The organism is Modicisalibacter coralii (assembly GCF_004117855.1).
Classification (GTDB): Bacteria; Pseudomonadota; Gammaproteobacteria; order Pseudomonadales; family Halomonadaceae; genus Modicisalibacter; species Modicisalibacter coralii.
The window spans coordinates 46,641-62,873 of the sequence record NZ_QWBW01000009.1; the positions used below are offsets into that span (position 1 = coordinate 46,641).

The following is a 16,233-nucleotide window of genomic DNA, read 5'->3' on the forward strand; positions in this document are numbered from 1 at the left end:
GCGAGCAGTGGCGGGGGAGGAGAGCACATCGGCCCGCCCCATGGCGGGGAGGGCCCAGTGGCGTCGCTGAGAGTGGTGACCGCCGTGTCAGATGGCAGGCGGCGCGATGACGCCAGTGCGGCAGGGCCGGGTCAGTGGCCCAGCAGTTGCTCGGCGATGCGCAGCCCGGCGATCCAGGTACCCGCCGCCGAGCCGATGGTGGCGAGCAGGAAGACCAGCAGGGTGCGCGAGACGCGGTTTCGCCACCAGCCCTTCACCGAGCTGACGTCGTGGCGCAGCCGCGAGAAGTCGCGGACCTTGGGCTTGCGCAGCGCCAGCTCGACGCCGGCGGCGACGAACCCGGCGCCGATGGTCGGGTTGAGCGAGGTCAGCGGCGCGGCGACGAAGGTCGCCGCCACGGTCAGCGGGTGGGCCAGGGCGATCGCCGAGCCCAGCGCCGAGAGCACGCCGTTGATCAGGAACCACTCGCCGATCAACTGCCAGCCGAGCTGGGTGTCCCGCGAGAAGCCCAGCGCGAAGCCCGCCAGCACCAGCGCCGTGATCAGCCACGGAATGACCTTCCACCAGCGCGCCCGGGGCCGGGTGGCTTCCAGCGTGGCGCGCTCCTCGCCCGGCGCCTCGGGCAGCGGCTGCGAGAGATGCTCGGCGAGCCCCTTGAGGTGGCCGGCGCCGATCACCACCAGCACGTTGCGGTAGCGGGGCGGCGTGTTCTCCTCGGCCAGGCGTAATGCCATGTAGCGGTCGCGCTCGCGAATCAGCGGGGTGTAGAGCGCCTCGGACTGCTCGGCGAACTCGGCGAAGGTGGATTCCAGCACATCGCCCTGCTTGAGCCGTTCGATCTCCTCGCTGGACACCTTCTGGCGCGACAGCAGGCTGCCCAACAGCCCGCCGATCAGCCCGGCGCGCTGCCACCAGGGCACCCTGGCGTAGACGCGCTTGAGGGTCACGCCGATGTCGCGATCGATCAGCTGCAGCGGCAGGTCGGCGCGGCGGCAGGCCTTGACGGCCTCGCGCATCTCGGCGCCGGGCTCGATGCCGGACTGCTCGGCGACGCGCTGCTGGAAGGCCCCCAGCGCCAGGCTCGCCATGACCATGCCCGCCTTGCCCTGGCGGAATACCTGGAACAGGTCCTGATCGCCCATGGCGTTGGGTTGGGTGAGGCTCTGGTGGCGCGAGGGGCAGAGCTCGATCGCCACGGCGTCGAAGTCACCGGAGGCGATCAACTCGCGAACCTCGTCGGCGCTGGCGCGCGAGACGTGGGCGGTGCCCAGCAGGGTGTAGCGGGTATCGCCGACCTCGACCACCTGGCGGGGGCCTTGGGTGGTGTCCGGCGCGGCGGTGTCCTGAGTGTCGGTCATGAAGGCTCGCTATCTCGGGCAGAAGCTCGATTATCCACGTCATGGCCGGGCGGGCAAACGCCAGTGGCGATTGCTGCCATCTTGCTGTCCCGGGCAACCAGGGCTGGCGCGAAACCTCGGCGAGCGCAGACCATCTTCGTAGAAAGCCTAGCGTCGCCAGAAGGCCGGCATGAAAAGCACCAGCACCGTGAAGATCTCCAGGCGTCCCAGCACCATCGCCACCACCAGGATCCACTTGGCCAGCCCCGGAATGTCGCCGTAGTCGTTGGCCACCTCGCCGAGCCCGGGGCCCAGGTTGTTGAGCGCCGCGCCCACCGCCGACCAGGCGGTGACCTGATCGAGCCCGGTGGCCAGCATGCCGATCAGCATCAGGAAGAACAGCATCACGTAGACGGCGAAGAAGCCCCACACCGCCTGGGAGACGCCGTCGGTGACGCGGACCTTGCCGACCTTGATGGCGATCACCGCGTTGGGGTGGATCAGGCGCATCACCTCGCGCATGCCCTGCTTGATGATCAGCAGGATGCGGATCACCTTCATGCCGCCGCCGGCGGAGCCCGAGCAGGCGCCGACGAAGGCGGCGACGAACAGCATGAACGGCAGGGCGCCCGGCCACAGCGAGAAGTCGGCGACGCCGAAGCCGGTGGTGGTGGCTACCGACACCGTTTCGAACAACCCGTGGCGCAGCGCCTTCCACTGGGTGTAGTTGGGATCAAGGAGGAGCGTGACCATGCTGATCAGGCAGAGCAGGGCGAGGAAGGTGATGAAGAAGCGGAATTCCGAGTCCTGCACGTAGTGAAGCAGGCGCTTCTCGCGCCACACGGCGAAGTGCAGGCCGAAGCTGGCCGACGAGATCACCATGAACACCACGCAGATCATCTCGATGGCGGGGCTGTCGAAATAGCCGATGCTGGCGTCGTAGGTCGAGAAGCCGCCGATCGCCACCGTCGAGAAGCTGTGGCCCAGGGCGTCGAACCAGTTCATGCCGGCCAGCCAGTAGGCGCCGAAGCAGGCCAGCGTCAGCGCCGCGTAGATGTACCACAGCGCCTTGGCGGTCTCGGTGATGCGCGGGGTGAGCTTGGAATCCTTGAGCGGGCCGGGAATCTCGGTGCGGTAGAGCTGCATGCCGCCGATGCCCAGCGTTGGCAGGATCGCCACCGCCAGCACCACGATCCCCATGCCGCCCAGCCACTGCAGCTGCTGACGGTAGTAGCGAATGCCCTCGGGCAGCAGGTCGATGCCGGTGAGCACGGTGGCGCCGGTGGTGGTCAGCCCCGAGAAGGACTCGAATACCGCGTCGGTCCACGACAGCGCCGGATCGCTGGCGAGCATCAGCGGCAGCGAGCCGAACAGCCCCAGTACGCTCCAGAACAGGACCGTGATCAGGAAGCCGTCGCGGGTACGCAATTCCTTGTGGGCACGGCGGTTGGGCCAGTAGAGCAGCGCACCGGTGCCCGCGGTGATCGCCATGGCGATGGCGAAGGCCTCCCACACGCCGTCGGCGAACAGCCAGGAGATCAGGATCGGTGGCACCAGGGTCAGGCTGAACAGCATCAGCAGCAGGCCGAGGATGCGCAGTGTGACGCGCGGGCTCACGGCGCGGGGTTCCTTGCGTGGTACGGCATTGTCGTTGTCTGTCGGTGGTTGGTGTGCGCCGGTGGTCTCAGAAGAACGTCAGGCCGACCTGGAACAGGCGCTCGACGTCGCGGATGCGGCGCTTGTCGATGACGAACAGGATGACGTGGTCGCCGGATTCGACCACCACGTCGTCGTGGGCGATCAGCACTTCCTTGCCGCGCACCACGGCGCCGATGGTGGTGCCCGCCGGCAGGTCGATCTCGTCGATCGCCCGCCCCACCACTTTGGAGGAGCGCGAGTCGCCGTGGGCGATCGCCTCGATCGCCTCGGCCGCGCCGCGACGCAGCGAGTGGACGTTGACGATGTCGCCGCGACGCACGTGGGTGAGCAGCCCGCCGATGGTCGCCTGCTGGGGCGAGATGGCGATATCGATCTCGCCGCCCTGGACCAGATCGACGTAGGCGGCGTTGTTGATCAGCGTCAGCACCTTCTTGGCCCCCAGCCGCTTGGCCAGCATCGACGACATGATGTTGACCTCGTCGTCGTTGGTCAGTGCGCAGAAGATGTCGCAGTCCTCGATGTTCTCCTCGATCAGCAGGCGCTTGCTGGTCGCGCTGCCGTGCAGCACCACGGTGCGGTCGAGCCGCTCCGAGAGCACCGTGCAGCGGTTCAGGTCGTGCTCGATGATCTTGACCTGATGGCTGTGCTCGAGCTGCTCGGCGAGGCGCTGGCCGATGTTGCCACCGCCGGCGATCAGCACCCGGCGGAAGTCGCGCTCGACCTTGCGCAGTTCGCTCATCACCGCACGGATGTCCTTGCGGGCGGCGATGAAGAACACCTCGTCGTCGGCCTCGATCACCGTGTCGCCGCGCGGAATGATCGCCCGGTTGCGGCGGTAGATGGCCGCCACACGGGTATCGACGTTGGGCATGTGGCGCCGCAGGAAACCCAGTTCCTGCCCCACCAGCGGGCCGCCGTAGTAGGCCTTGACCGCCACCAGCTGGACCTGACCGCCGGCGAATTCGAGCACCTGCAGCGCACCGGGGTAGACGATCAGCCGGCGGATGTGGTCGGTGACCACCTGTTCGGGACTGATCAGCACGTCCACCGGCACCGCATCGTGGGAAAACAGCCCCTTGCGGGTCAGGTAGGCGGCGGCGCGCACCCGGGCGATCTTGGTCGGCGTGCGGAACAGGGTGTGCGCGACCTGGCAGGCGACCATGTTGACTTCGTCGGAGTTGGTCACCGCGATCAGCATGTCGGCATCCTCGCCGCCGGCCTGGCGCAACACCATCGGGTAGGAAGCGGGACCGGTCACGGTGCGGATGTCGAGCCGGTTGTGCAGCTCGCGAAGCCGTTCGGTGTCGGTGTCGACCACCGTGATGTCGTTCTCTTCATGGGCCAGATGTTCGGCCAGGGTGCCGCCGACCTGGCCGGCGCCGAGAATGATGATCTTCATCGATGTCGCGTCCGCAGGGTTCGCTGGGTGGGGCGGATTCGCCGCAAATGCGCGCTAGCATAAACCAGTCGGGCGGTAGGGGGACAGGTGCGGGATGGATGGGGGCGTCGTCCGGCGTGCTCGCCGGGCYGCGCSATGGCATGGCGCAGCCCGGCGGGCCGGGATCAGCTCAGCGTGAAGCCGACCTTGATGGTCACCTGCCAGTGCTCGATGCGGCCGTGCTCGATGTGGCCGCGGGTGTCGATCACCTCGAACCAGCGCATGTCGTGCAGGGTCTCGTTGGCCTTGGCCAGCGCCTGCTCGACGGCGTCCTCGATGCCCTTGGGCGAGGAGCCGGTCAGTTCGATGTGCTTGTAGACGTGTTGGGACATGGGCCACTCCTTTTGCCGGGAAAGAAACGCGAACCCCGCTGGCGATTGTCGTGCAGCGGGGTGGCGTGCCGACAGTATAGGCATCGGGCACCGGGCATTGTCGAATCAAGGCGTTGTACGAGAGTCGCCTGCGCTCGGCAACACGCCGTTAAACATCCGCTGGAACGCCAGCCCGGGCGTTTTTGCCGATTCATGCAGCCAGGTCGCTGCGCCGTGTCATGACCGTGTCGATCAGCCCCCACTCGCGGGCCTGCTCGGCGTCCATGAAGTTGTCACGGTCGAGCGCTTTTTCGACGGTTGTCTCGTCCTGACCGCAATGCTGGGCATACAGCGCAATCAGCCGGCGCTTGGTTTTCTGAATGTTGGCCGCGTGGATGGCGATATCCGACGCCTGGCCGCGAAAGCCACCCAGCGGCTGGTGGATCACCACCGAGGCGTTGGCCAGCGCCATTCGCCGGCCTGGCTCGCCACCCATCAGCAGGAACGAGGCCGCCGAACAGGCCGTCCCCATGCACAGTGTCGCAACGGGGGCAGTGATGAACTGCATGGTGTCGTAGATGGCGAAGGCACTGGAGACGACCCCGCCAGGGGAGTTGATATAGAAGGAGATCTCCTTTTCAGGGTTCTCCGATTCCAGGAACAGTAGCTGCGCGCAGATCAGTGCCGCGGAGTCATCGTTGACCTCGCCATTGAGGAACACGATGCGCTCCCGCAGCAATCGGGAATAGATATCGAACGCGCGTTCGCCGCGAGAGGACTGCTCTACCACCGTGGGGACGAGCTGCAGGCGGGTATTCATGTCGGCTTCTCCGGTCGAAGGCAGTCAGGCGGCGAGGGCTTGCGGTGAGTGGCAACCGTCGTTGGCGGCTCGCCGCATGGCGATGCCCGGACGGTGAGTGAGACGTAAGCGTGTTCTACCTGCCGGCAGCGGGGTCAGCTCGATCAGCACCGTCGAGTCGGGTTGATCGGTCGCGGGGTCGCGCCAGGCCAGCCAGACGCGTTGCGGCGCCTGTGTCTCGACGATGCGGTAGTCGATCCCGTCGCGCCTGGCCTCGGGGTCGCCCGGTTTGAAACCGATCCACCGGGTCAGCAGCGCCGGTGTCGTCACGGCCTTCCAGACCTGCTCGAGCGGATGGTCGAGATCGCATTCGTGCACGATCTCGGCGTGTCGAGACTCTTCACTCATGGGTCCATCTCCTCGAGAAGCGTTTGCAGATTGTCGAGACGCTGTGGCCAGAAGTCCTGGTAACGCTGGAGCCAGTCGAGCAGCGGTTGCAGGCCGTCGGGGGCGATACGGTAGCGCACCTGTCGACCCTGGCGGCTGGCCACGATCAGCCCGGCTTGCCTGAGCACGGCGACATGCTGTGAAACCGCAGGCTGGGAAATGCCCAGACCTTGGCGCAGTTCGGTCGCGTTGAGCTCGGCGAGCCTCAGGCGGTCGAGCAGGGCCCGGCGGTTGGGGTCGGCGAGCGCATGAAATAGCGTGGCTTCGTTCATTCTCTTGATATAAGTGAAGACTTATCTTTTTGCCCACACCTCTCCAGCTCGCAGAGAAGACTGAGCTTGGCTTTCCGGGTGCCGGTTTACCGGCTAGCTAACCAAGAGCCCGGGACCAAGCACTGCTTAAAGATAAGTGCGGACTTATCTTTCTGTCAAACACCAGCGGGCGCCTGTGCCGACATGATGTCGTGCAGGGCTCGAGGCGGCGTGCAGCGTTGAGCTGTACGGCCGGGGTAAGCTGGCGCGACCGGTAAAGGACAGCGGGAGGCAGGTGTGATCCCGGCCTCCACTGAACCCTAATTGCCCGCCTTCTCCAGCCGCGCGTAGAAGAAGCCGTCGTGGCCGTCGTCCTGCGGCAACAGCTGGCGTCCGGCGCCGGCGACACGCCCCCAGGCGGCCTCCGGCGTGGTCGCCTGGGCATCCGGGGTGCGTGCCAGGAAGGCGTCGATCTGGTCGGCGTTTTCCTCGGGCAGCACCGAGCAGGTGGCGTAGAGCAGGGTGCCGCCGGGGGCGAGTGTCTGCCACAGGGTATCCAGCAGACGCGCCTGCAGGGTGGCGAGTTCGCGCAAGTCGGCCGGACGGCGCAGGTGCTTGATGTCGGGGTGGCGGCGGATCACGCCGGTGCCGGAGCAGGGGGCGTCGAGCAGGATGGCGTCGTAAGGCGTGCCGTCCCACCAGGCGAGGGCACTGGCGTCGGCGCGCTCGAGACGCGCCGAGAGGCCCAGTCGCTCCAGGGTCGCGCGGACCCGGGCGAGACGCTCGGCGTCGACGTCCAGCGCCGTCAGCTCGGCATCGAAGGCTTCCAGCAGGTGCGCCGTCTTGCCGCCGGGGGCGGCGCAGGCATCGAGCACGCGCCGGCCGTTGCCGCCTTCCAGCGCCGGCGCGAGCAGGCCTTCGGCGAGTTGGGCCGCCTCGTCCTGGACGCTGACCTCGCCCTCGGCGAAGCCGGGCAGGGCAGCGACGTCGCAGGGCTCGGCCAGGGTGATCCCCGAGCCGGCATGGGGACAGGGCGACGCCGGGAGGCCTGCCTCCACGAGACGCGCCAGGTAGGCGTCGCGGGTGGTGCGCCGGGCGTTGACGCGCAGGGTCAGCGGCCCGGGGCGGTTGTTGGCCTCGGCGATCGCTCGCCAGTCATCGGGCCAGGCGTGACGCAGCCGCTTGAGTAACCACGGCGGATGCATCAGGGCCACGCCGGGGTCGCGGTCGACCCGGGCCTGGAGTGTCGTCGCCTCGCGCTGGAAGCGGCGCAGGCAGCCGTTGAGTACCCGGGTGGCCCACTCCTTGCGCAGCGCGCGGGCGGCGCCGGCGGTTTCACCCACCGCGGCGTGGGGTGGCACGCGCATGTGGAGCAACTGGTAGAGCCCCAGCAGCAGCAGGGCCTGAACGTCGGCATCCCGGGGCTTGAAGGGCTGGCGGAGCAGCTCGCCGGCGAGCGCTTCGAGACGCGGCAGGGTCCGGCACACGCCGAAGCACAGCGCCTTGGCGAAGCCGCGATCGCACTCGACCACACCGGCCTCGGCCAGCGCCGCGTCGAGCCCGGCAAGCGAGCCCTGACCGGCCAGCACCGGAGCGAGCACTCTCGCCGCGACGGCACGAACATCGACGCGACTCATGCGCTTGCCTCCTTGCCCAGGACCTGCCCCGGGGCGAAGCGCTCGCCGCGGGCATTGAGCAGCTCGCGTACCGCCAGCGGCTTGCCGCCGGGCAACTGGGCACGGGTCACCCGCAGCACCTCGCGACCCTCGGGACCGCAGGCGATGCGCAGGGCATCCGGCGCGCTTTCCAGCAGCGTGCCGGGCGCCGACGCGGCGGCTACTGTGTCATCGGCCTCGGCCAGCCACAGGCGCAGCGTGTCGTCGCCCAGGCGCGTCCAGGCCACCGGCCAGGGGTTGAAGGCGCGTACCCGGGCAGCGAGTTCCGCGGCCGGTCGGGTGAAGTCCAGTGCCGCCTCGGCCTTGGAGAGCTTGGCGGCATAGGTCACGCCCTCGGCGGGCTGCGGGACGGCTTCGATCCCGGGCCCGGCGAGGCCCTCCAGAGTGGCGACGAGCGCCTCGCCGCCCAGCGCGGCCAGTCGGTCGTGAAGCTCGCCGCCGGTGGTGGTCGCCGTGATCGGCGTGCGGCGTTCCAGCAACACGTCGCCGGTATCCAGCCCGGCGTCCATCTGCATGATGGCCACGCCGCTTTCGGTGTCGCCGGCCTCGATGGCGCGCTGGATCGGCGCCGCACCGCGCCAGCGCGGCAGCAGCGAGGCATGCACGTTGAGACAGCCGAGGCGCGGGATGTCGAGCACCGCCTGGGGCAGCAGCAGGCCGTAGGCGACCACCACCATGACGTCGGGCCGGTAGGCGGCGAGTTCGCGCTGCGCGTCATCGGCCTTGAGGGTGGCGGGCTGATGCACGGGCAGGTCGTGTTCGAGGGCCAGCGCCTTGACCGGGCTGGGGGTGAGCTTGCGGCCGCGCCCGGCGGGCCGGTCCGGCTGGGTGTATACGGCGATCACGTCGTGGCGGCTGGCGAGCAGGGCGCGGAGACTCTCCGCGGCGAAATCCGGAGTGCCGGCGAAAACGACGCGCAGGGATCGGGTCATCGACAGGGCCTTGCTGAGGGGGAGTTGGGCGATAGGGTAGCGGATGGGGCGCCGGACGAAAAACGCCGGAGTCGCAGGGGCGGCTCCGGCGGGGTCGTACGGGGGCGCGGTGCCGTCAGGCGGACTGCGTCTGACGGTGGCGCTTGTTCATCTTCTTGAGCACACGATCGCGCTTGAGCGGCGACAGGTAGTCGACGAACAGCCGACCCTCGAGATGGTCGCATTCGTGCTGAATACAGTGGGCGAGCAGGCCGTCGGCCTCGAGTTCGTAAGGCTGGCCGTCCCGCCCCTGCGCCTTGAGATGCACGCGCAGGGCACGCGGTACCTCGGCGTAGTATTCGGGGATCGACAGGCAGCCTTCCTGCATCGGTTCGCGCTCGTCGCCGAGCGGTTCGTACTCGGGGTTGATCAGTACCAGCGGCCGGGAACGATCGTCACTGACGTCCATGACGATCACGCGGCGATGCACGTCGACCTGCGTCGCCGCCAGGCCGATGCCGTGCGCGTCGTACATGGTCTCGAGCATGTCGTCGACCAGCGCGCGTACCTCGTCGTCGACGGTCTCGACCGGCGCTGCCCGGTTACGCAGCCGCTCGTCGGGGAATTCGAGGATCTCTAACTTGGCCATGGCGTTGAATATACCGTGTTCGGTTTGTGCAACAATCTGCCGACCATTGTAGTTGGCGGGCTCGCAATACGGAACCGCCGGCGGATATCGCGACAATAGGATACCCCTATCGGGGCGATAGCCGGGTCAGACGGCTCCGGCTGCCAGCGACGGGGGCCGGGTGCGATACAGCAATTTTTGAGACATCATGAGAGCGGCGAGGTTCCAGGTCCGCCGCACCGCACGGCGTCCCATACGAGACATCGAGGTCGCAGGGAAAATGACACAAACGACGACAAGCGCAGCGCGCTGGCGGCGGCGGGTCGGGCTGGCCCTGCTTGCCGGTGGCTTGCTGCTGGCGGGCTGGGTGCAGGCCGCCACACCCAGCGTGCGCGACGACGCGCCGGCCCGTTATACCGTGACCCGGGGCGATACCCTGTGGGACATCGCCGGGCGTTTCCTGGACCACCCCTGGCAGTGGCCGAGCGTTTGGCGCGGCAACCCGCAGATCGACGACCCTCACTGGATCTATCCCGGCGACGTCGTCTACCTCTACCGCGAGGATGGCGAGCCACGGCTGGGCGTCGAGCGCGGCCAGGGCGGTGTCGTCCACCTCTCGCCGAAGGTCCGCGAGGTGCCGCGCCGCCAGGCGGTGCCGCCGCTGCCGTTGGGCAAGGTGCAGCGCTTCCTCGAGGCCAATCGGGTCGTCGACCCCCGGGTGCTGGAAGGGGCGCCCTACGTGATCGCCGGCGACGATCGGCGCATCATCAGCGGTGCCGGCGATCGCCTCTACGTCCGTGGCGACCTGCCCTCCGGCGAGCGTTTCGGTATCTATCGTCCCGGCGAGCGATATGTCGATCCCGACACCGGCGAGTTCCTGGGACTCGAGCTGGAGACCCTGGGCGAGGCGCGCCTGCTGAACCGCCAAGGCGATGTCGCCCGCTTCCGGGTCACGAGCTCGCGTCAGGAGATTCGTGCCGGCGACACGCTGCTGCCCATGGAATCGCTGCCGGTGACGACGGCATTCCAGCCGCACGCGCCGGGGCACCCCGTCGAGGGCCAAATCCTCTCGGTACCGGGTGGCGTGCAGTTCATCGGCCGCCTGGATGTGGTGGCACTCGATCTGGGACGTCGCGAGGGGCTGTCGCAGGGGGCGGTGCTGGCGGTCACCCAGCAGGGCGAGACAGTCACCGATCCGCAGACCGACGAGAGCGTGCAGCTCCCTGGCGAAGATGCCGGCTGGCTGATGGTCTTTCGCGTCTACGACCGGGTCAGCTATGCGTTGGTGATGCACGCCACCCGCAGCCTGGCGGTGGGCGATCGCGTGCATGCGCCGTCCTCCGACGACCTGCTGGCAGGGTCGCCAGCGCCGTGAGTCTCGGGCTTCGCGAATGGCTGGTCGTGGCCCATCTGCCGCAACTGGGCCCGCGGCGGCTCGCCGAGGTGCGGGCCCAACGGCCGGCCTGGCCACATGGCTGGCTGGCGGTGCTGCCGGCGGCGGCCCGCGATGCCCTGCGCCTGTGGCTGGAACGGCCGGCGGCCAGCCCGATCCAGGCGCGCCTCGAGCAGGCCCTGGCCTGGGAGGCGCGTGATGACGCGCATCATCTGCTGTATCCCGAGCATCCGGCCTGGCCGGCGTTGCTCGACGAGCTGCCCGATCCGCCGCCGCTGCTGTGGGCGCATGGCGACCTTGCCGCGCTGGACCCGCCGGGGCTGGCGATCGTCGGCACCCGGCGGCCGACCCGCGACGGCCTGGACAATGCCGCACGCTTCGCCGGCGAGCTGGCCGCCAGCGGCTTCTGCGTGATCAGCGGCATGGCGATGGGCATCGACGGCCGTGCCCACCAGGCCGCTCTCGACGCCGCCGGCCCCAGCATCGGCGTGCTGGGCTGCGGCATCGACGTCGTCTATCCGTCACGCCATGGCGAGCTCTATCGGGCGATGCGCGAAGGCGGCGGCTTGCTGCTCAGCGAGCACGCCCCGGGCACCCGCGCCAATCCGGTGTTCTTCCCGCGTCGCAACCGTCTGATCACCGGGCTGTCGCGCGGCGTGCTGGTGGTCGAAGCCGCCGAGAAGAGCGGCTCGCTGATCAGCGCGCGGTTGGCCACCGAACAGAATCGCGAGGTGTTCGTGCTGCCCGGCTCCCTCAACAACCCCCAGGCCAGGGGGTGCCTGAAACTGATCCGTCAGGGCGCGACAATGGTCCTCGAGCGCGACGACATCCTCGACGAGCTGGGCCCCTGGGCAAGGCCGGTCGCGTCGGCCGACGCGCCCCCCGGGGCCTCGGCCCTGGCGGCGGCATCCGCTCGGGGTCCCGCCGACCCGATCCTCGATCTGCTCAGCGACGCGCCGACGCCCCTGGATCTGGTCATCGAACTGTCGGGACGCGACTTCGCGCACTGCCAGCAGCGACTGCTCGAACTGGAACTCGAGGGGCTGGTGGCCCAGGCGCCCGGCGGTTGGGTGCGTCTGGCGGGCCGCTAGGCTTCCCCCAGGAATGGCGACGTCGCCTTGTCGCCCAACCGTCGGCCCTCTGTGGCCACCCGCCGGCCATGCTAGAATCTGTGCCTGTTTTTTCAGTGTCTCGGAGATCCCGGATGATCGCGCAAGACGTCCTCGACCATGCCGTGGCCAGCCTGCGTTCGGGCGGGGTGGTCGCCTATCCCACCGAGGCGGTCTGGGGGCTGGGTTGCGACCCGGACGACCCCGAGGCGCTGCGTACGCTGCTCGCGCTCAAGGCGCGCGATCCCGCCAAGGGACTGATCCTGATCGCCGGGGATCTCGCGCAGCTCGAACCCTGGCTCGCCGGCCTCGATGCCGCTCGGCGCGGGCCGCTCGAGGCGTCCTGGCCGGGCCCCAATACCTGGCTGGTGCCCGACAACGGCCGTTCTCACCCCTTGCTGCGCGGCGATCATGATCGTGTCGCGCTGCGCCTCAGCGCCCATCCGCCGGTGATCGAGCTGTGCGCGGCCTTCGGCGGCCCGCTGGTCTCGACCTCGGCCAACCGCGCCGGCGAGCCGCCGGCCCGCGATGCCGAGACGCTGCGGCGGTGCTTCGGCGATGCGGTGACTCTCGTCGAGGGCCCGCTGGGCGGCGAGACGCGCCCCAGTCGGATCCGCGACCTGCTCAGTGGCGCCACGTTGCGCGAATGACGGCATCCGCGCGACGCTCATCCCTTTCACCAACAGGAGTCAGCCGTGCCCCATGCCTATCTCGATGACGTGAAACGTTACCTGCTCGACCTGCAGGATCGGCTCTGCGAGACGCTCGCCGAGGAGGACGGCGGGGCGACGTTCCGCGAGGATGCCTGGGACCGACCCGAGGGCGGCGGCGGCCGGTCGCGGGTGATCGAGAACGGTGCGCTGTTCGAGAAGGGCGGCGTGAACTTTTCCCACGTGCATGGCGCCACCCTGCCGCCGTCGGCGACCGCCGCGCGGCCCGAGCTGGCGGGGCGCAGCTTTCACGCCGTGGGGGTGTCCTGGGTGCTGCACCCGCGCAACCCGCACGTGCCCACCAGCCACGGCAACGTGCGCTTCTTCATCGCCGAAAAGGCGGGCGAGGCCCCGGTATGGTGGTTCGGCGGTGGCTACGATCTGACGCCCTTCTACCCGGTCCACGAGGACGTGATCCACTGGCACCGGGTCGCCCGGGACGCCTGCGCGCCGTTCGGCGACGACGTCTATGCGCACTACAAGCGCTGGTGCGACGAGTACTTCTATCTCAAGCATCGCGACGAGACCCGTGGCGTCGGCGGGCTGTTCTTCGACGACCTCAACGCCTGGGACTTCGCCACCTGCTTCGACTTCCAGCGCGCGGTGGGCGACAGTTTCCTCGATGCCTATCTACCGATCGCCCGCCGTCGCCGCGATGAGGCCTACGGCGAGCGCGAGCGTGCCTTCCAGCTCTACCGGCGCGGACGCTACGTGGAGTTCAACCTGGTCTGGGATCGCGGCACGCTGTTCGGCCTGCAGAGCGGCGGGCGCACCGAGTCGATCCTGATGTCGATGCCGCCGGTGGTGGAGTGGCACTACGGCTGGACGCCCGAACCCGGCAGCGCCGAGGAGATCCTCTACCGGGATTACCTGCGTCCGCGAGAGTGGCTCGAGGAAGCACGAGGAGACGCCGATGAGTGATCGCTACTGCGTGTTCGGCCATCCGGTCGGCCATTCCCGGTCGCCGCAGATCCATGCCGCCTTCGCCGAGCAGACCGGCGAAGACATCGTCTACGAAGCGATCGAGGCGCCCCGGGACGACTTCGCGGGGGCCTGGCGGGCGTTCGCCGAGGCCGGCGGGCGTGGTGCCAATGTCACGGTGCCCTTCAAGGAGGATGCCTTCCGGCTGGCCGACGTGCTGAGCCAGCGGGCGCGGCGTGCCGAGGCGGTCAACACCCTGGTGCTCGGCAAGGATGGCCGACTCTACGGCGACACCAGCGACGGCGTGGGGCTGCTGCGCGATCTCGAGGCCCATGCCGCGCCGCTCGAGGGCGCACGGGTGCTGGTGCTGGGCGCGGGGGGCGCGGTACGCGGCATTCTCGAGCCGCTGCTGGCGGCCGGGCCGGCGTCGCTGACCCTCGCCAATCGCACCGCCGGTAAGGCCGCGGCGCTGGCGGCGGACTTCGGCGACCTCGGCGAGACCCACGGCGGCGGTTTCGAGACCCTGGCAGGGCCCTTCGACCTGGTGATCAACGGCACCAGCGCCAGCCTGGCGGGGGATCTGCCGCCGCTGCCCGACGACCTGTTCGCCGCCGGTGCCCTGGCCTACGACATGATGTACGGCGCCGAGCCCACGGTGTTCCTCGAGTGGTCCGCCGCGCGCGGCGCCCGGACCGTCGATGGCCTGGGCATGCTGGTCGAGCAGGCGGCGGAATCGTTCTTCGTGTGGCGCCACCGGCGCCCGGAGACGGCGCCGGTGCGGGAGTGGCTGCGCCGCTCGCTGTGAGCGTCGGTGGCGTCGCGCCTCAGCCCGGCCGCTGGCAGTTGGGCGTGCGCCCCGCCGCGCGGGCCTGCTGGTAGAGTTCCAGCGCCTGGTTCATCTGCGCATCGAGCCCGTCGATGCGCTGGCCGTGACTGGGGTGGGTGGACATCCACGCCGGCGGCTGGCCCTGGCTGGCGGCCGACATGTTCTGCCACAGCTCGATGCTCTCGCGCGGGTCGAAGCCGGCGCGGGCCATCAGATCCAGCCCCAGGGTGTCGGCCTCGCTCTCCTGCTTGCGCGAGAAGGGCATCAGCACGCCGTACTTGGCGCCCATGCCGAGCAGCCCCATCACCTGCTGCCCGCCCTGGCTGTCCAGGCCGGCGGCCGATTGCAGTACCGACAGGCCGGTCTGGGTCGCCGCCTGGGTGGAGACACGCTCGTTGGCATGGTGGGCCAGCACGTGGGAGACCTCGTGGCCCAGCACCGTGGCCAACTGGTCCTGATTCTTGGCCACCGCCAGGATGCCGGTGTTGACGCCGATGTGCCCGCCGGGCAAGGCAAAGGCGTTGGCCGAGTCGTCCTTGAAGACCTTCACCTCCCAGTTCTCGCCGTTGTCGACCTGAGCGGTGATCGCGTTGGCCACGCACTGCACATAGTCGGCCGTCTGACCGCCCACGGTGGGCAGCTCCTGCTGGTACTGGGTGAAGCTCTGGTCGCCCATCCGATCGATCTCCTCGTTGGAGAACAGGGTCAGTTGCGAGCGCCCGGTGGGCGTCTGGCTGCAGGCGCCCAGGGTGAGCGCCAGCGCGACGATGGCGCCCAGCGATTTCCGTGTCATCGAATCTTTCTCCCTGAAGCTGACGAAGGGGCCCCGACTGGACAAGCCGGGCGCGTTCCGTAATGGTGTTCGGCTCCAAGATACCCCGTCGCCGGGCGGGGTCAACCAGACGAGAGGAGAACGTCGGCATGGACGAGCAATTGGCGCAGCGCCTGCACCGACTGCTGGATCGCGTCGAGGCCTGGCTGCCGCCGGAGCCCCCGGCGGTCGACTGGTCGCGGGACGTCGCCGCGCTGTGGCAGCGCCACCCCCTGGGGGGCCAGTTGATTCCGGTCAGCGCACGCGACAGCGTGCGGCTCGACGAGCTGGTCGGCGTCGCCCGCCAGCGCGAGGCGCTGCTGGCCAATACCCGCGCGTTTCTCGCCGGGCGCCCGGCCAACCACGCGCTGCTGTGGGGGGCGCGCGGCAGCGGCAAGTCGTCGATGGTCCGCGCGCTGCTCAACACCCTGGGGCCGGAGGGGCTGCGCCTGATCCAGGTGGATCGCCACGACCTGGCCGGCCTGCCGGCGCTGGTCCAGCAACTGCGTGACGTCGAGCATCGCTTCATCGTCTACTGCGACGATCTTTCCTTCGAGGGGCACGATGACGCCTACAAGGCGCTCAAGAGCGTGCTCGACGGCACCCTGACCGGACCGCCTGAGAATGTCCTGCTCTACGCCACCTCGAACCGCCGTCATCTGCTCCCCGAGTCGCTCGCCGACAACGAGGCGACACAACTGGTCGGCGACGAGCTGCATCATGGCGATGCCGTCGAGGAGAAGATCTCGTTGTCGGATCGCTTCGGTCTGTGGCTGGCCTTTCACCCCTTCAACCAGGATTCGTACCTCGAGGCCTGCCGCCACTGGGTGGCCCATCTCGGCGGCGACGCCGCCTGGCACGACGAGGCGCGGGCCGAGGCCATCCGCTACGCTACCTTGCGCGGGGTGCGCAGCGGCCGGGCCGCCTGGCAGTTCGCCTGCCATTGGGTGGGCAGCCGGACGCCCGCCGGCTGAGACAAGTAATGCCCCTGGCCTGAAAGCCGTGC

The 16,233-nt window shown here is 69.1% G+C and carries 17 protein-coding genes; 6 read left to right on the top strand and 11 right to left on the bottom strand.

Annotation, left to right across the window (positions count from 1 at the left end; genetic code table 11):
• Positions 1-131: 131 nt before the first annotated feature.
• The 10 genes from D0901_RS05205 to def all read right to left on the bottom strand — a co-directional run bounded on the left by D0901_RS05205 (position 132) and on the right by def (position 9,478).
• On the bottom strand, positions 132-1,358 hold the full coding sequence (locus D0901_RS05205; protein ID WP_129139239.1) for a TraB/GumN family protein: 1,227 nt from the start codon (positions 1,356-1,358) through the stop codon (positions 132-134).
• A gap of 147 nt (positions 1,359-1,505) precedes the next feature.
• Entirely contained in the window at positions 1,506-2,954 is a 1,449-nt protein-coding gene (locus D0901_RS05210) for a TrkH family potassium uptake protein (protein ID WP_129139240.1), read from the bottom strand.
• Between the two features lie 67 nt (positions 2,955-3,021).
• Entirely contained in the window at positions 3,022-4,395 is a 1,374-nt protein-coding gene (trkA, locus tag D0901_RS05215) for a Trk system potassium transporter TrkA (protein WP_129139241.1), read from the bottom strand.
• A gap of 164 nt (positions 4,396-4,559) precedes the next feature.
• The gene (locus tag D0901_RS05220) at positions 4,560-4,766 is read right to left on the bottom strand and encodes a dodecin (RefSeq protein ID WP_129139242.1); all 207 of its coding nucleotides are present in this window, start codon (positions 4,764-4,766) and stop codon (positions 4,560-4,562) included.
• Positions 4,767-4,956: 190 nt separating this feature from the next.
• Positions 4,957-5,565, bottom strand: coding sequence for an ATP-dependent Clp protease proteolytic subunit (locus tag D0901_RS05225; protein ID WP_129139243.1), 609 nt, complete (start codon positions 5,563-5,565; stop codon positions 4,957-4,959).
• 24 nt (positions 5,566-5,589) lie between these two features.
• A complete protein-coding gene (locus tag D0901_RS05230; RefSeq protein ID WP_129139244.1) occupies positions 5,590-5,952 on the bottom strand; it encodes an SRPBCC family protein in 363 nt (120 codons plus the stop codon).
• A complete protein-coding gene (locus D0901_RS05235) occupies positions 5,949-6,263 on the bottom strand; it encodes an ArsR/SmtB family transcription factor (RefSeq protein ID WP_129139245.1) in 315 nt (104 codons plus the stop codon). The genes D0901_RS05230 and D0901_RS05235 overlap by 4 nt, the downstream gene beginning before the upstream one ends.
• 299 nt (positions 6,264-6,562) lie before the next feature.
• Positions 6,563-7,879 carry a 16S rRNA (cytosine(967)-C(5))-methyltransferase RsmB gene (gene rsmB, locus D0901_RS05240; RefSeq protein WP_129139246.1) on the bottom strand — a complete coding sequence of 439 codons (1,317 nt, stop codon included), beginning with the start codon at positions 7,877-7,879 and terminating at the stop codon, positions 6,563-6,565.
• A complete protein-coding gene (gene fmt / locus D0901_RS05245; RefSeq protein ID WP_129139247.1) occupies positions 7,876-8,850 on the bottom strand; it encodes a methionyl-tRNA formyltransferase in 975 nt (324 codons plus the stop codon). The genes rsmB and fmt overlap by 4 nt, the downstream gene beginning before the upstream one ends.
• Before the next feature lie 115 nt (positions 8,851-8,965).
• Positions 8,966-9,478, bottom strand: coding sequence for a peptide deformylase (def, locus tag D0901_RS05250; RefSeq protein ID WP_129139248.1), 513 nt, complete (start codon positions 9,476-9,478; stop codon positions 8,966-8,968).
• Between the two features lie 259 nt (positions 9,479-9,737).
• Between def and D0901_RS05255 the strand changes: the two genes are divergently transcribed.
• The 5 genes from D0901_RS05255 (at position 9,738) to aroE (ending at position 14,395) form a co-directional block, all read left to right on the top strand.
• Positions 9,738-10,832 (top strand): LysM peptidoglycan-binding domain-containing protein, encoded by a 1,095-nt coding sequence (locus tag D0901_RS05255; RefSeq protein WP_129139249.1) that lies wholly within the window; start codon positions 9,738-9,740, stop codon positions 10,830-10,832.
• Positions 10,829-11,941 carry a DNA-processing protein DprA gene (dprA, locus tag D0901_RS05260; protein WP_129139250.1) on the top strand — a complete coding sequence of 371 codons (1,113 nt, stop codon included), beginning with the start codon at positions 10,829-10,831 and terminating at the stop codon, positions 11,939-11,941. The genes D0901_RS05255 and dprA overlap by 4 nt, the downstream gene beginning before the upstream one ends.
• A 113-nt stretch (positions 11,942-12,054) precedes the next feature.
• Positions 12,055-12,609, top strand: a complete 555-nt coding sequence (gene tsaC, locus D0901_RS05265; protein ID WP_129139251.1) for an L-threonylcarbamoyladenylate synthase type 1 TsaC — start codon at positions 12,055-12,057, stop codon at positions 12,607-12,609.
• A 45-nt stretch (positions 12,610-12,654) separates the two neighbouring features.
• Positions 12,655-13,590: an oxygen-dependent coproporphyrinogen oxidase gene (hemF, locus tag D0901_RS05270; RefSeq protein WP_129139252.1), complete on the top strand. Its 936-nt coding sequence runs from the start codon at positions 12,655-12,657 to the stop codon at positions 13,588-13,590.
• A complete protein-coding gene (gene aroE, locus D0901_RS05275) occupies positions 13,583-14,395 on the top strand; it encodes a shikimate dehydrogenase (protein ID WP_129139253.1) in 813 nt (270 codons plus the stop codon). The genes hemF and aroE overlap by 8 nt, the downstream gene beginning before the upstream one ends.
• A 19-nt stretch (positions 14,396-14,414) precedes the next feature.
• Here aroE and D0901_RS05280 read toward each other — a convergent pair whose 3' ends face one another.
• Positions 14,415-15,209, bottom strand: coding sequence for a M48 family metallopeptidase (locus D0901_RS05280; protein WP_129139254.1), 795 nt, complete (start codon positions 15,207-15,209; stop codon positions 14,415-14,417).
• Positions 15,210-15,337: 128 nt separating this feature from the next.
• Here D0901_RS05280 and D0901_RS05285 point away from each other — a divergent pair, with 128 nt between their 5' ends.
• Entirely contained in the window at positions 15,338-16,201 is an 864-nt protein-coding gene (locus D0901_RS05285; RefSeq protein WP_129139255.1) for an ATP-binding protein, read from the top strand.
• Positions 16,202-16,233: the final 32 nt, after the last annotated feature.

Bases quoted from the DNA above. Each gene is read 5' to 3' on its own strand.
- D0901_RS05205 (WP_129139239.1), bottom strand. From the start codon at position 1,358: ATGACCGACACTCAGGACACCGCCGCGCCGGACACCACCCAAGGCCCC.
- trkA (WP_129139241.1), bottom strand. From the start codon at position 4,395: ATGAAGATCATCATTCTCGGCGCCGGCCAGGTCGGCGGCACCCTGGCC.
- D0901_RS05220 (WP_129139242.1), bottom strand. From the start codon at position 4,766: ATGTCCCAACACGTCTACAAGCACATCGAACTGACCGGCTCCTCGCCC.
- D0901_RS05225 (WP_129139243.1), bottom strand. From the start codon at position 5,565: ATGAATACCCGCCTGCAGCTCGTCCCCACGGTGGTAGAGCAGTCCTCT.
- D0901_RS05230 (WP_129139244.1), bottom strand. From the start codon at position 5,952: ATGAGTGAAGAGTCTCGACACGCCGAGATCGTGCACGAATGCGATCTC.
- D0901_RS05235 (WP_129139245.1), bottom strand. From the start codon at position 6,263: ATGAACGAAGCCACGCTATTTCATGCGCTCGCCGACCCCAACCGCCGG.
- rsmB (WP_129139246.1), bottom strand. From the start codon at position 7,879: ATGAGTCGCGTCGATGTTCGTGCCGTCGCGGCGAGAGTGCTCGCTCCG.
- fmt (WP_129139247.1), bottom strand. From the start codon at position 8,850: ATGACCCGATCCCTGCGCGTCGTTTTCGCCGGCACTCCGGATTTCGCC.
- def (WP_129139248.1), bottom strand. From the start codon at position 9,478: ATGGCCAAGTTAGAGATCCTCGAATTCCCCGACGAGCGGCTGCGTAAC.
- D0901_RS05255 (WP_129139249.1), top strand. From the start codon at position 9,738: ATGACACAAACGACGACAAGCGCAGCGCGCTGGCGGCGGCGGGTCGGG.
- tsaC (WP_129139251.1), top strand. From the start codon at position 12,055: ATGATCGCGCAAGACGTCCTCGACCATGCCGTGGCCAGCCTGCGTTCG.
- aroE (WP_129139253.1), top strand. From the start codon at position 13,583: ATGAGTGATCGCTACTGCGTGTTCGGCCATCCGGTCGGCCATTCCCGG.
- D0901_RS05280 (WP_129139254.1), bottom strand. From the start codon at position 15,209: ATGACACGGAAATCGCTGGGCGCCATCGTCGCGCTGGCGCTCACCCTG.
- D0901_RS05285 (WP_129139255.1), top strand. From the start codon at position 15,338: ATGGACGAGCAATTGGCGCAGCGCCTGCACCGACTGCTGGATCGCGTC.